Genomic DNA, 13,724 nt, shown 5'->3' with positions numbered 1-13,724 from the left:
CCTCACCGCTCAAGTTGCGAGCACGAACGAGGCGTGCTCGCCGGGCTGCACGCTCGGTTGCGTGGTCGGTGCTTGAACGGAACGCTGAGTGGGGCACTCCTGAACGCCGGTCGGCCTCCCCGATGATCTGCCGTTGGCGCCGGGACCCGTGAACGCACGAGTCGGGCACGCGACCGGCGCCGAAGGAGCGGGACGCGGTGCTCCGACTCGCGCCGTTGGCCGTTTCGTGCGCGCGCGGCACGTCCCGTGCGAGTTCGAACGAGTTGGTGTGGTGGATGGCACCCCAGTTCGAGGGCCAGACGGTAGCGGTCGGCTCGGAGCAAGTCAACCCCTGTCGGTACAGTTCCTGTCCAGTTGATACTCGAACTGTCCCGGATCGAGGGGATGACGGCGCCGGGAGCTGGGAATCGACATGTACGGAAGCGACGGAGCAGGGGCTCTGACGGGGGCCGTGTCCACGTGGCGGCACCGGGCGCGCGGTGACCGAGTCCGTGCCCTGGTGCAGACCGACCGGCTGGACGTGCGTGTCTGGTCGGTCCACGCCAGCTGCTGGCGGGCAGCCGACAGTGAGCACGTGCGCGGTGCGCAAGGGACGGCGTTCACGTGCTGACAGCGACTGGCGCGACGGCGTCGACGGCCTCCGTGTCGGCCTCGGACGACGCGACGGTGTCCGATGTGCCCCAGCTCGGGCAACGCTCTGACGGTCGACGGTTCTCGGAGCGGGGCGGCACCGACCGACGGGACGCCGTCTGCCTGTTCGAGGAGGTGTACGCCGCGGAAGGGGTCGTGTTCGGACGCGGCGAGGGCTTCCGGTACCGTCACCGGACCCTGCACGACCTGAACATCGAGCTGACGAGTTCCGCCGTGACGACCGACCGCAGCGGCGACCTCTCCAGCGGCGACTGGCTGGCGCTGGGGTGGACGGCACGCGGCGGCGTTCGCATCGACGATGGTTCTCACCGGGCCGTGACCGAACCGGCGATCCCCGTCGTGTTTCCGACCGACCGGCCGTACTCGATCGTTGCTCCCGCCGGCGTGCACCACGTCGTCCGCCTGAACTGGGAGTTCGTGGACACGGTGGGCGCGGTGCTCTCCGAGGCACGGACCACCACTGCCGCGTTCCGGACGCAGCCGCTGCCGGACGCGCTCCCGGGGTTGCAGGCCAGCATCCACGCGGTCGCTGCCGCGGCCTTCGGTGACGGTGATCCGCAACAGGCCCGGCTGTCGCTCCAGGTCCAGCTCGCCGAGTGGGTCGTGCGTGCGTACGGCGGACGCTCGGAACGTCGGGAGCTCGGGGCCGGACGCACCACCGTCGAACTCGCGCAGGCGTACATGGCCGAGCACTGCAGAGACCAGGTCATGCTGACGGACCTCTGCGAGGCGATCGGGGTCAGCGCCAGGACGCTGCAGAGCGCCTTCCTCCGGCACGCCGACAGCACGCCGATGAACTACCTGCAGCAGATGCGACTCAACCGCGTGCGCGTGGCGCTGCAACTCGCCGACCCCGGATCCGTCACCGTCGCGACCATCGCCCGCGAGTGGGGCTTCCGGCACATGGGACGCTTCGCCGGCACCTACCTGCACCGGTTCGGGGAGTACCCCGGCGAGACGCTGCGAGGGCTCCCGACACGGCGACTCCGCAGCCGCGCGGTAGTCGGGAGCGCCTGACGGTTCAAGCTACCGCGATTACGATCATCGACCAGTTGGGCCATCGTCGAACCGGCGTACGCTGCGCTGAACCGCTTCGAGGATCGCTGGTTCTTCGGGCGTACAGACGCCCCGCTCAAGAATCCGCTCGCCAGAATGACGCGACGCGTGGTCGCGTTCCTGCGGGGCACCCAGCCGCGCTGAGACCGCGCGGGTTTGAGAAAACGACCACGCATCGGCGTGCTGATCCCGCACGTCGGCCGGTTGGCAGACGAGGCTGATTGATCAGGCGGGGCCGCTGAGGACGTGTTCTGCGTGGTCAGCGATTCGATCGCTGACCACCGACGCGGCATCGCTGCTCGACGCAGCCAGCCGCTGCTGCATTGCGCGCATCAACCACAGGATCGTGGCATCGGAGTCCCCTGCTGCATGCGCCTCATCCGCGCAGTGCATCGCGTTCACCCGCTCAGCGACTGCCTCGGATCGGTGACGACGAGCGTCAGCACGTCCGACCTCGAGAACTTCCTGCCAGTCCACCAGCTATCTCCGATCGGTTCGAATCGCCACGAGGGGCGTGCACCAAGGATGCGCGTCGGATGGAACGTCGTCCACCGCTCTTGTGGTCTCGCTCATCAGCCGCAGGTACTACAGGCGGCTGCGGAGCCACAATTGCGAACGGCACGCATGCAAAAAGCTGCTGTTCTGGGTGTGGAAGGGGAAGCGTCTCTCGTGGGTATTCGCCGTGCCACGCCAGGTACGCGCGGCAGCGAACCGTCCCAGGTGTGAACACCCCCACCGGCGCGGGATCGTCGCGACGGCCTCACCACGACGTTCAGCCGCCTGCAACTCACTCCGCACCTGCGCAAGCCGCACCTCACGCAGGTACGCCAGTGGAGACGTCTTCACATCCCGCTGGAACGCGTCCTGAAGACCACGAACGCTCAAGCCCGCCGCATTCGCGAGATCGACGACAGTGATCGACTCCTGCGCATGAGCGTGCAGGAAGCTCAGCAGGAAGCAGCTCCGCCTCGCGATCGCGCTTCGGGTCGAGGGCGCCTATCACCGGAAGCGGCTACAGCGCGGGTCGGGAAGTTGACGCCCGTCGAGTACGAAGCAATCATCAACCCACAGGTCGCACTCGCGGCCTAAACCAACGAGTCAACGAAACCAGCAGCAGTCCCAACTGTGTCGCGGATGGCGTTGCTCGTTGCAGGAGCTGGCCTCAGATGAGCCGTGCATCGTCGGGCGGTACCTCCACCACGATCGGCAGCGGCGTGTCGTCGTTGTCGGCGAGGTGGCCTGCCTGGTTGCACGCCCGGAACGGTCCCTGCTGCTTGTCGAAGAGGACCCGGGCGTGGTGGTCCCAGTGCTGCACCCACCACGCCGACTTCGCACCCTTGTCCTCGGACATGCGGTCGACCGCTTGCTGGTACGCCTTCCACGAGACGTAAAGCCGCTGCACGACCTCTGGGTGCTTCCACCATTCCGGGCACCAGGCCGGCTTCTGCGCGATGGGCTGCTGATACGCCTCGACCTGCCCGATCTGCTCGCTCACCCACTGCAGGAACGCTTCGCGGGGATCCTGCTTCGGCTTCCGTGGCGGTGGAGCAGCGGGGTCCTCCGGTCCAGACGGAAGGACCTCACCGGTGCTGGGATCGGCCGACGGCGCGTCATCGTCGTCGACGGGCGGCGGTGCGTCCTCGTCGTCGAACGGCGGGAGCTCGTCCCCTCCTCCGCCGGCGCCACTGGACCCGGGGCCGTAGCCGGCGGGCCAGCGGTCAGGATCAAACGGGCTCGACACGGCCGGTTCCCTCCGTCGTCGACGCCCGTTCTGCGGCCGTCTTTTTCTCCTTGACGATCTTCCCGTTCTTCACTTCTCGGCCCTCGATCATGGCGTTGAGCACGGTGTCCAGGAACCACGGCCGGGTGCGGATCAGTACCGGCCCGGCGTCGCTTCCGTCGAACACTGCCCGCCATTTCGGCAGGTGCGCCAGCACGTCGGGCGGAAGGATCGGCTTCGACTTCGACACCCGCGACCGGGTGGACCCGTTGCGGCCTGAGGACGTGTTGGTGGTCCACTCGTCGTAGTTGCCGATGCTCTCGGAGAACCGCTTGAGGAACGGCGACTGCGTCGATTCCCCGCCGCCGTAGACACGGATCGATGATGCGCTCCACAGGGTGTCGGCACCCTCGTTGCCGAACACCCGGACGATCTGCCCCCACGACTGGAAGTACATGCCGAGGATCAGCCCCATTGAGCCGTAGAACGAGACCACGTCGGGCAGCTCGGGCCACCGGACGATGTTCGCGACCTCGTCGAGCTCGAACACCACGGGCGTGGTGATGCGGCCGCCGTCTGCGGCGGCCGCCCGCTCTCCGGCGCGGGAGATCGACCGGACCAGCGCTGCGACGAACGCGCCGCCCGATCCGGGGCCGTTGCGGGAGATCAGCACGGCGGTGTCAGTGCCGCGGACGAACGCTTCCGCGTTGAACTTCCGCACCCCGGGCGCGCTCGTCCAGGCGAGCAGCGTGTCGTTGGCGATCGCGGACGCCATGCGCTGGGCGGTGGCGTAGACGCTGCCCCGTGTCTTGTCCGGTTGCCCCTGCAGGCCGACTAGCGCCGATGCCGGTCCCGTCTGCCCGTGCTTCTGCATGATCGCGCGGATCTCCGCGTGCTCCTGCTTCGTGATCCAGCTGTAGACCTGTGCGAGCCCCATCCCGTCGAGCTTCGCGGCGAGGAGGGCGTAGGCGAACAGGTCGCGGCCCTGCGAGTCGAACTGCGCGTCGCTCTTGCTGTCGGCGTCCTTGGTGCTGGCCTCGAAGATCGCCGCGAGCTCCTGCGCCGTGGTGAGATCCTCGATGTCCCATAGCGGGTCGTAGATGAAGTCCGGCCACGGCTCACGTCGGTACACCTGCGTCGGGTCGTACACCCACGCATCGCCCATGCGCTTCCGGCCGGCGAGGACCTCCTTGACGCCGTCGACCTTGTTCGAGGTCATTACGGCCGGGCCGGGCGCTTCGAGCACGTGCCGGACGACGGAGCCGGTGGTCTTCCCTCGTCCGGGTCCGAAGATGTAGATCGCGACGTCCCGCCACCCCTGCCACACCCAAGCGGACCCCGTCCCGACGAGCGTGCCGATCTTCTGCCCGGGCGGCAGGTCGACCGCGTTCGGGTGCAGCTGCTGGGCATCCTTCCGCCGGCGTGGGTACAGCACCGGCGCCAGGTTGTTCCCGGCGCGCAGGTGCCGTTGCATCCGGTCCACCGGGTTGCCGCCGCGCGTGCGGACAAGGAACAGCACCCCGCCGGCGAGAACGAGCACCACCACGGCGACGATCAGCGGCACACCCCACCACGGCCATTGGAACTGCTCGAGCGCCGTCTGGAACGGGTCCGGTGTCGTCGTCTTCATCAGTTGCTCCCCTGCGTTGCGCACCGGGTGAGGGTGCCCTCCAGTGCGTGTTCGTCAGCAGTGTCGAGCGACAGCCGCCACTTCGTGGCCACGGCCACGAACGTCGTGGCGTAGGTGCACGCGTCACCGGTGTTCGCCGGCATCCACTCCCCGGGCCCTGCGTCGGACTTCTGCTCGTTCGCGGGCCCGTCGACGGCGGCGAGGTTCACCGGGTCGTTGGCGAACTGCTCTCGTTGCGCGGGCGTCCACGCCGCCGCCCCGTGCTGCCAGGCGAGCCCGAGCGGGTACCGGTGGTCGATCTGTACCGCCAAGCTCGACGACGGCCCGCGGTGGAAGGCGATGGTGCGGCTCGTGTACGGGTCGTGCAGCGTCCCGGAGAGCACCACGCACCCGTGGGTGCCGGCGCGGGTAAGAACGCCCGTGAGGTCTCGGCGCAGCACGTCGTTGCGGGTGTCGCAGCCGTTGTGGTCGACGTCGGCCCACGCCTGCCCGAACGCGGCCCGGTCATACCCGGGCACGGACGCGTCCGACACCGCCAGTGCGTGGAGGTCCTGCAGCGCATCCGACGTCGTGGCCGAGGACGCCGTGCTCGAGGCGGACGGCGCGGCCGTCGACGCCGGCAGGCTGTCACCAGTCGCAGTGCTCGGGTGCACGTAGGGTGCGGCGATCGCGCCGAGGCCAGCGGCCGCGACCAGGACCGCCGCGGTGAGGAGGTGCTGCTTTATGCGGCGTCTCATTGGGGGTCCCCTTGCCGGTCAGCCGCTTCCGCTTCGGCAAGCAACTGGCGGACGCGGCGCCGGGACAGCCCGGATGCTTCCGCGACGCCGTGCTGGCCGAGCACCGGGACGGCGGCAACGATCATCTCGTCCCGCTGCCGGCGGGCCTTCTTGTACGCGTCGACGACATCGCGCAGTGCGTCCGCGACGCCGGTCATGGTGCGGCCGATCCCGGTCATGCTCACCACGTCCGTCCGGTCCAGAGCGCCACCGCCGGCACATCCCGCAGCCCGGGCCCGTCGAGCTCCAGCCCGCCGCCGAACCGCACGATCGGCTCAGCCGGCGCGAGGGCCGCCAATCGATCGAGGACCGCGGCAACGCTCCCGAGACCATCGGTGAATGCGTCCACACGTCGGTACCGGTGGTCGGGCTGGTACTCCAGCAGGTCGACCATGTGCTCGGCAGCGGTGAGCGCGAGCAGGTCCGGAGGCACCTCCCCCTCGAGCGGGGAGAACAACGCGCCGATCGACCCGGTCCGCCCTCGCCATACGAGCGTCGTCCCCTCGAGCGCGGCGAGGTCCTCGAGTGCCACCGTGGCCGCGTCGACGCGGTGCGTGAGTGCTGTCATGGTGTGCTCCTTGCTTCGTTCGTGTACCGCCGGCGACGACGCTCAGAGGCCGACGCTCAGAGGCCGACGCTCAAATACCGTCGGCGGGCCGCCAGACCTGGCCGTTGGGGGTGCCCCACACCTTTTGGATCTTCACGACGTCGCCGACCTTGGGAGCGGCGATCATCATGTCGCCGCCGAGGCTGATGCCGACGTGCCAGGCGTCGTTGCCGCCCCAGAAGATGAGGTCCCCGGGTTGCGCTTCGGACAGGGGGTGCATCTGCCCGCGGGCGACGCCGTTGCGCCACTGCGTGGTCGCGGAGTGGCCGGCGTCGATGTTGATCCCGATCTGCGCGTACGCGACCTTCGTCAGCCCCGAGCAGTCCCACACGTTCGGGCCGGCACCGCCGAGGACGTAGTTCTTGCCGAGCTGCTGCTTCGCGAACCCGATGACCTGGTTGATCTGCGCCGCGTGCGGCCCCGTCGCGGGCTGCTCGCCACCGACCAGAGCGTTGTTCGTGCCGCCAGCGGCGGCACCTGAGGCCGCTCCTGCGATGCAGGTAGCGCCTTCGGTGGTCTGCGAAACCGTCGACACCGTCACCCCGGACAGGGCGTTCATCATCTCGACCGCGTACGCCGACTTCGTCGCGTACGCATCTGGGAACGCTGATCCCTCGACAGCCTGAGCTGCCTCGCCCGGGTTCATGCTGTCCCAGCCGGGCACCTTCACCAGGCGTTCGTAGAACTCAGTTGTCGCGTAGCTGATGTCGGTGACCTGAGCGTGTGTGCCCCACCCCTGGGAGGGGCGCATCTGGAACAGGCCGGCGGAGTCGCGGTCGCCGCCTTGCAGGTTGTTGAGCGTGGACTCGGTCATCGCGGCCATGAGCGCGGTCTGCTGGGCGTGCTGGGTGAGCCCGCGCTGCTTGCCGATTGAGATGATCGCCGCGGCGTTCTTCACCTGGTCGCCGGAGTAGGGGCCGACCTTTGCGGGGAGGCGCCCCTCCTGCACCGCCACGGCAGTACCGGACACGGTGCCCGTCGCCCCACAGGTCGCGGCCGCGGCGTCGTCGTCGCCGGCGCCGGTGATGATCGTGAACAGCACCACGACGATCACGACGACGCCGAGGATCGGCGCGAGCGCAACGATCGCGATAATGCTCCCTTTGCCGCCCATGAGCTACTCCTGTCCGGCGTTGATGTAGGACGCCAGCCACGGGTCCTGCTTGGTGTCGCGGTGCAGCGTCACGGTCACGGGACCGCCCGTGGAGGCGGTGAACTGGTACGCCCGGTCCGTCGACGTCTGCTGATCGCCTACGGGCTTCCCGTCGTCGTGGACGTCGGCGCAGGGGACGTTTGCTGGCCGGACCGCGGAGTAGAGCTGCCACGCGTCGGGGGTCAGGTACGGAGTGAGGGAACGCTGCCAGGTGTTCTTCGTCGCCTCGGGCTCGCAGAACCGCTCAGCGACCGCGTGAGCGACGTCTTCCGAGGTCGGCGCTGCGGAAGCCGAGGGAATGGGTGACGACGTCGATCTGGCGTCCTCGCCGCGGTGCGGAAGGTGTGCCCTGACCGCGAGAAGAATGAGCGCGATCGCAATGACGCCCAGCAGTGCAGTCGCGATCGCGAGGTTCCTCTTGGTCATGGGCAGGTCAGAGCCCCTTCGCGACGGCAGCGCCCGCGGCGAGCCAGGCGCGCTGCGTCTCCGGTCGGAGGCCGCCGTAGTTGATGACGTCTGCGCCGAGCCCCTTGTCGTAGGGGATCGTGACGACGTCGCGGGCAAGGCCGGAGAACCCGGACGCCATCTTCGTCAGCTCCGCGTCGGGCAGGTCGTGCTTGTGCTTGCTGACCACGACGACGGCCTTGTCCGCGAGGTCAGCGAAGTGACCGCCGCGGGCGTGGAGCCCTTCAAGGAGGAGCGCTGCGGACTCGGCCGCTTTCGCTTCCCCGATCGTCGGGACGACGATCTGGTCCGCCCGCTCGATCGCGCGGAGCCACATCGGGTCCGTTTCGTCGTTGCCGGAGTCGATGAACACGAGCCGGTAGAACTTCGCGGCGACGTTGTGGATGGAGTCCACGGTGGTCGCGTCGAAGCGCTGCTCGGTGGCGAGGACCTCGGGCTTGGAGCGGAGGACGTCGTACCGGTCTCGGGTCTGGTGGTGCACGTAGTGCGCGAGGTCCGCGGACTGCGCGCCGGTGCCGAGGAGCCGTGACACCTGCGGGAGCAGGTCGAGGATGCTCGCATCGTGCGGCCCCTGCTCGGTGGACCAGCCAAGGGTCCCGCGGGTCTGGTTGTTGTCCCACGCGAGGACGCCGGCGCCGCCGTGGCGGGCGAACACGCTTGACAGGCTGATGGTCGTCATGGTCTTCCCGACGCCGCCCTTGCCGTTGACGATCGCGATCGTCCGCGGGCCGGGCCAGTGCTGGCTCACCAGGCGCGTCCAGTCGCGTTCTGCGCGCTCCGCGGCCGATGGTGAGACTCGAAGGCCCATCCGGGCGAGGATCCCGCGGAGGCTCTGCGTGGCGGGTTCCTCGACCTCTTCGCGGGTGAGGAACGACTGCCGAGCTTTCCGACGCGTCGACGGAACGGCTTCGGCTTCCGCCACTGCCGGCGATGTTGGGGTGGCCGGCGCGGCGGGGGCCGGGGTGAGGAAGGGAGCGCCGGCGGGGGCGGAGTCGACGTACTCAGCTCGAGGGGCTTGCGGGATCGCCGGCGCTGCGGGCTGTGCTTCCCACGGGGATCCGGTGGCGCTGTCGGAGACGGCACCAGTGACGGCCTCGATGGTGCCGGCGCCGTCGATGCTGAACAGCGTGTCGGCGCCCGTGCCGGCGTCGTAGCTGCGGACCACGACGGCCGCGCCGGTGTTCGCCGCTCGCGCGGTGAGCCACCCGATGGTGTCGGGGTAGGCGCTGGAGCCGGTGAACGTGGCGTCCCCGATGGTGATGTGGTCGCCGTTCGCGACCAGGTCGTAGTCGACGTGCACGGTGCTGTTCGGCATGATCGTTCGTCCTGTCTCTCGGCTTGTCGTCTCTGGGTTCGTCGTCACTGGTAGCGCTCGTCGGTGTCGTGGAGGGCCATCTGGGTCTGGGTGCGGAGCATCTGCACGGGGATCCCGACGCGCTCGGAGATCTTCAGCAGCACCTTCCCGGCGCCGGGAGGGGCTCCCTTGGTGCCCTTCTGCCGACGCGGCGACCGCCACGTCTTGGAGGAGTTGAACTTCGCGACGAGGTCGATCTCCTTCGGCGTCAGGGACCGGACCTTGCTGAGCTCGTTGAGGTCGTCGCGGCTGAGCGCCATGAGCATCAGCAGCCCGGACCGTTCGATGAACCCCTTCGCCTTCTCCCGGTCGTCCGCGTTCGGCAGCGACAGCAGGTCCTTCGGGGAGTGCGACACCTTCAACTCCGCGGCACCGACGCTGCGGTTGGTGCGGGACAGGCCGTCGACGAGGTCGACCATGCCCTCGCACGCGCGGATCGGGTACCAGAACTCATCCATCAGGGACGTGTAGCCGCCCCACGTCACCTGCGCTTGGTAGCGGTCGCCGTTGGCGTACGCCTCGGCTTCCTTGGCGAGCTCGTGCTGTGCGAGCTCCCAGTGCGCGTCGATCGCGTCCATGCCGAGCGACCAGGTCGACAGCATCGCGGCGGAGAGCAGCTTCGTGTTCCCCTGCCCGATCGAGGACGTGTCGAAGCAGAACCCGCCCGGGTTGCCCGGTTCGAACTCGATCGAGTTCGTGCCGGAGAGCATCTGCCCCATCTGCCCGGTCATCAGCGATCGCAGCGACTCCCCGAGCCGCGCGAACCGTGTGTGAAACGCCTCCGGCGTGGACAGGCCGGTCCGCTCGAGCATGAGCGGGGACACCTCCGCGAACGCGCGCACCAGGTCGGCCGTGACCGCGGTCTCGTTCGGGCCGACGTGGTTCAGGATCGTGTCGACGATTGCCTCGACGGCCGTTTCCTCGATATCGCTGAGTGGCTCACGGCTGCCGCGGCTGATCTTCACGCACAGCTTCACCAGGTCGATCGACTTCGCCCGTGCCAGCTGCAGCAGCTCGGCGCCCACTTTCCCGCCGATGCGGCGGGCGGCGTAGCCGAGGGGACCGGGCGAGAGGAGGTTCAGTTGGTGGCGAGCCTGCGGGCCGATGGAGAACACGGTCCCACCGAGCTCCTCGATCCACGGCACGTGCTCGCCCTTGATCGGGTCGAAGATCGCCGGCGTGAGCCCGCGGCCGACCTGCCCGCCAATGAGGGTCTGCGCCGTGCTGGACTTCCCGTTGCCGTTCAAGCCGAACAGGAATGCCGAGGGTGAGGAGATGATGTTGGCCCGGTAGAGGGCGTCATGGTCGGTGCACACGGCGGTGTGGGTCATCATGTCCTCGCCGAGCGGGGATCCGTCGATCGGGCGGCCTGTGCCGGCACCGAACGGGTAGATCCCACACACCTGCACGCTGGTGGCGTACCACCGCGGCGGCTGCGGCATCTGCTCCCACCCGCCGCCGTTCGGGGCGAAGAACCCCGACGGGGTCCGGGTGAGCCGCTTCGTCATGCTCTGCGCCATCAGAGAGCGCTCCTGTCTTGGATGAGGGTGTCGACGAAGGTGGCGTACTGCTCGCCCTCGAGGACGACGGTGTGGACCAGGACGAAGCCCTGGCTCGTGGCGTGCTCGAGCTCGTGGAGCCGGTCGGTGAGCTTGCCCTTCCGGGCTTCCGCGAGGTCATCGCGCTTCGGCACCACGGTCTCGACGGTGCCGACGTCCTGCAGCCGCATCAGTCGGTCCGATCCGTGACGCCCTGAATCGCTGTCGCGTACGCCCACGGCAGGACACCGAGCGGGAGCGTCGAGTGGAAGCCGGCGGCGGCGTCGGTCTCCACGAACCGATACGCGATGCCGGTGCCGTCGAGGATGTTCTTCAGTTCCGTGGTCGCGTTCCGGATGCCGCGCTTGGACGGCTCGAACGTGACGGTGACCTCGATCGCGAACGCCGTCATCGACGCACCGGTCATCAGGTCCAGCTCCGTCTTCTTCGCGAGCTGCCGCCGATACTTCGCCATCTCGTCCTCCTGGCCGGTGGCGGTCGTCGAGTTGCGGCGGGCGTTCGCACCGAGCTTCTTCGCTGCCTTGATCGCAGCCCCCGGGCTGAGCGGCCGGTAGAACACGGCCGTGCGCTTCCGGAGGAACTTCCCATTCGGCCGGAACAGCACCTCGAGGAAGTCCTCGGTGATGTGCATCTGCGGCGGAGCGACCATCATCGCCGTCATCGACGCGACCCCATCGTGGTAGCAGATCCGCCGCTGGTCGTCGTGGAACTCGTCGGGGCCCGCCTGAGTGACCTTCATCCGGAACGGCAGCCCCGCGAGGTCGTCGGAGCCGAACTCCCGCGATCGCTCCGGCTGGTACGCGACGCGCACGGCACGGGCGAGGTCCTGGCTAGTGGCCACCGCGGGGCTCCCCGCGCCGGCGCCGGCGAGGAGCGCGCGGTGGTTCGGCAGTTTCGCCGCGATGTCAGCCGCGGCCTCATCGACGTTCTCGGCGAGCTCGTGGACGCTCCACACGACGGAGGTGAACACCTCGACGTCGGCGTAGGCCGGTGGCAGCGCCCGTGCGCCCTCGCGGAGCTGTCGCTGCGCGGCGGCCGGGGCGTGTGGGGAGACTTCGCCGTCGATCTTCGCGATCAGGGGGTCGACGGATTCCTGGGCGGAGTCGACCACGATCACGGCGCCCTCGATCGCGGTGTCCCGTGACAGGGACGCGATCCACCCGCCGAACTCGGACACCTGCGCGTTGATGCGGTCCTGCGGGAGCAGTGCGGTGCCGTCGGGGTGGCAGGTGAACGTCGCGGCAAGCAGCGGGTTCCGGGAGTCCTTCCGGTGGTGAAGTAGGACGTACTCCTCACCCTCACCGTCGACGCCGGTGATCTCCTCGAGGTCGGAGAGCATCCCGGGAAGCGCTGTCAGCGCGTCGTCCGGCAGCTCCGTGAAGAGCCCGGTGCGGTAGTGGTTCGTTCCCGCGCGCTGGCGCTTGCGGTCCACGGAGCGGTCCCAGACGCGAGCAGCGACCGTGCGACCGGCCGTCGGGTCGCCCCAGCGGACGATAAACAGGGCGTTGCCGACGACGCCGGCGAGGACAGCGAGAATGCCCGCGAGCCACCAGCCGACGACGAGGCAGACAACCATGACCATCACGCCGGTCAGGAGCATCGCCCAGCCGATGAGGGTCAGCCCACCGAGGGTGCCCTTCGTGGTCGGCAACCAGTTGCCGAACCGGATCCGCTTTCCTGCTGTTGCGTCACTCACCGATCATTCCTTCCGCTGTGTTCGCTGCACCCTCTGAGCTGTCCGCCGCGGCTCCTGCCGCCGCCCATCCCGCGCGGCTGCCGGACGACGGTCCCGAGCCGGAATCCGCTGCCCCGCCCGCGGCCGGCGTCCCGCTACCGCCGTCGCTGCCGCTCGACCCGTCACTGCCGCCAGCACCCGACGCTGATTCCCCGCCGACCATGCCTGCGGCGCCATCGCTGCCCGAGCTGGACGCGTCGCCGTCACTGCCACCGGCGGTCGGCGTGCTGTCCGATCCGAAACCACCGGCCTGGCCACCCGCGGAGGCCATTTCGCCGCCCTCGGCAACGCCGGTGCTGGTCGTCGACGTCGTCGCCGCGGTGCCTGCGCCAGCTCCGGCGCTGGCGGACGCGCCGCCGGTTGCGACCGCCGCGCCGACGGCGACACCCGCCTGCAGCGCTGCGGCGCCGACACCCAGCGCCATCGCTCCGCCGATCGCGCCCCCTAGGGCACCGGATGCGGGGATGAGGAGTCGCATGATCGCCGGCAGCGCCACAACGGCGAGGACGATGAGCATCAGTCCGTAGAGGACCCCGCCGACGCCGTCCTGGCCGTCTTTGAGTCGCCACGCGAACGCGTAGATCGACGCCGCGAGCGGTGTGTAGATGATGAACGCGATGATCCAGGCGGTGATCTTCTCGAACGCCTGCTCACCCCGCTTGAGCAGCGCGTAGGAAGCAGAGACCTGCCAGAACGCGCTCAGGAGCAGCATCAGCGCCTGGCGGACAAACATGATGACCCACTGCAGCCCGACCGCGATCACGCCGAGCAGGCCAAAGATCAGCGCGAGCCCGGGGGAAGCTGCGGCGAAGCCTGCGGCCGTGTACCCGCCGGTCGCGCTGATACCCGATGCCTTGAGGATCCACTGCGCGTAGGCGTCCCCACCCCATACGAAAATCTGGATCGCTGCGGTTCCGAGGGTGATGACCGCGACTGCGCGGCCGAGGGCGCCCATGACCTCCTGGAATGGCTCCCCGCGCCGCGAGTACATCACCCGGGCACCGGCGACGATGAGGCC

Annotated in this window: 15 protein-coding genes and 1 pseudogene; 2 read left to right on the top strand and 14 right to left on the bottom strand. The window is 69.1% G+C overall.

Going from position 1 to position 13,724, the window contains the following annotated elements; all coding sequences use genetic code 11:
• The first annotated feature begins 666 nt into the window (after positions 1–666).
• The gene (locus BIU98_RS07795; RefSeq protein ID WP_217635678.1) at positions 667–1,668 is read left to right on the top strand and encodes a helix-turn-helix transcriptional regulator; all 1,002 of its coding nucleotides are present in this window, start codon (positions 667–669) and stop codon (positions 1,666–1,668) included.
• Positions 1,669–1,932: 264 nt separating this feature from the next.
• Here the strand turns inward: BIU98_RS07795 and BIU98_RS18915 are convergent, their stop codons facing one another.
• Together BIU98_RS18915 and BIU98_RS20045 are read right to left on the bottom strand one after the other, a co-directional pair.
• Complete coding sequence (locus tag BIU98_RS18915) at positions 1,933–2,184, bottom strand: hypothetical protein (protein ID WP_139200625.1); 252 nt, start codon at positions 2,182–2,184, stop codon at positions 1,933–1,935.
• A 108-nt stretch (positions 2,185–2,292) separates the two neighbouring features.
• Positions 2,293–2,625: a helix-turn-helix domain-containing protein gene (locus BIU98_RS20045; protein ID WP_368073040.1), complete on the bottom strand. Its 333-nt coding sequence runs from the start codon at positions 2,623–2,625 to the stop codon at positions 2,293–2,295.
• Between the two features lie 31 nt (positions 2,626–2,656).
• On the opposite strand from BIU98_RS20045, the pseudogene BIU98_RS19840 reads away from it, so the two are divergent.
• Positions 2,657–2,796, top strand: a pseudogene (locus BIU98_RS19840) (IS3 family transposase); the annotation flags it as partial.
• A 73-nt stretch (positions 2,797–2,869) separates the two neighbouring features.
• Here BIU98_RS19840 and BIU98_RS19835 read toward each other — a convergent pair.
• The 12 genes from BIU98_RS19835 to BIU98_RS19360 form a co-directional block, all read right to left on the bottom strand.
• A complete protein-coding gene (locus tag BIU98_RS19835; RefSeq protein ID WP_071274369.1) occupies positions 2,870–3,202 on the bottom strand; it encodes a DUF4913 domain-containing protein in 333 nt (110 codons plus the stop codon).
• Between the two features lie 229 nt (positions 3,203–3,431).
• Entirely contained in the window at positions 3,432–5,057 is a 1,626-nt protein-coding gene (locus BIU98_RS07785; RefSeq protein ID WP_071274366.1) for a type IV secretory system conjugative DNA transfer family protein, read from the bottom strand.
• Entirely contained in the window at positions 5,057–5,794 is a 738-nt protein-coding gene (locus BIU98_RS07780) for an HNH endonuclease family protein (protein ID WP_071274363.1), read from the bottom strand. Before BIU98_RS07780 ends, BIU98_RS07785 begins: the two co-directional genes overlap by 1 nt.
• Positions 5,791–6,012 (bottom strand): hypothetical protein, encoded by a 222-nt coding sequence (locus tag BIU98_RS07775; RefSeq protein WP_071274360.1) that lies wholly within the window; start codon positions 6,010–6,012, stop codon positions 5,791–5,793. Before BIU98_RS07775 ends, BIU98_RS07780 begins: the two co-directional genes overlap by 4 nt.
• A gap of 2 nt (positions 6,013–6,014) precedes the next feature.
• The gene (locus tag BIU98_RS07770) at positions 6,015–6,401 is read right to left on the bottom strand and encodes a hypothetical protein (RefSeq protein WP_071274357.1); all 387 of its coding nucleotides are present in this window, start codon (positions 6,399–6,401) and stop codon (positions 6,015–6,017) included.
• A gap of 70 nt (positions 6,402–6,471) precedes the next feature.
• The gene (locus tag BIU98_RS07765; protein WP_071274354.1) at positions 6,472–7,554 is read right to left on the bottom strand and encodes a C40 family peptidase; all 1,083 of its coding nucleotides are present in this window, start codon (positions 7,552–7,554) and stop codon (positions 6,472–6,474) included.
• Positions 7,555–7,557: 3 nt separating this feature from the next.
• Complete coding sequence (locus BIU98_RS07760) at positions 7,558–8,019, bottom strand: hypothetical protein (RefSeq protein ID WP_071274351.1); 462 nt, start codon at positions 8,017–8,019, stop codon at positions 7,558–7,560.
• 7 nt (positions 8,020–8,026) lie between these two features.
• Positions 8,027–9,373 carry a ParA family protein gene (locus tag BIU98_RS07755; protein ID WP_083393088.1) on the bottom strand — a complete coding sequence of 449 codons (1,347 nt, stop codon included), beginning with the start codon at positions 9,371–9,373 and terminating at the stop codon, positions 8,027–8,029.
• A 44-nt stretch (positions 9,374–9,417) separates the two neighbouring features.
• Positions 9,418–10,932, bottom strand: a complete 1,515-nt coding sequence (locus BIU98_RS07750; RefSeq protein WP_071274348.1) for a hypothetical protein — start codon at positions 10,930–10,932, stop codon at positions 9,418–9,420.
• Positions 10,932–11,141 carry a hypothetical protein gene (locus BIU98_RS07745; RefSeq protein ID WP_071274345.1) on the bottom strand — a complete coding sequence of 70 codons (210 nt, stop codon included), beginning with the start codon at positions 11,139–11,141 and terminating at the stop codon, positions 10,932–10,934. Before BIU98_RS07745 ends, BIU98_RS07750 begins: the two co-directional genes overlap by 1 nt.
• Positions 11,141–12,667, bottom strand: coding sequence for an SCO6880 family protein (locus tag BIU98_RS07740; protein ID WP_083393087.1), 1,527 nt, complete (start codon positions 12,665–12,667; stop codon positions 11,141–11,143). Before BIU98_RS07740 ends, BIU98_RS07745 begins: the two co-directional genes overlap by 1 nt.
• Positions 12,660–13,724, bottom strand: a 1,065-nt coding sequence (locus tag BIU98_RS19360) for a hypothetical protein (protein WP_083393086.1), incomplete at its 5' end; no start/stop codon positions are given. The genes BIU98_RS07740 and BIU98_RS19360, both read right to left, overlap by 8 nt.

The organism is Curtobacterium sp. MMLR14_010, assembly GCF_001865015.1.
In the GTDB taxonomy this organism is placed as follows: Bacteria; Actinomycetota; Actinomycetes; order Actinomycetales; family Microbacteriaceae; genus Curtobacterium.
The sequence above is the reverse complement of the archived record's forward strand: the minus strand, read 5'-3'. Positions and strand labels throughout refer to the sequence as shown.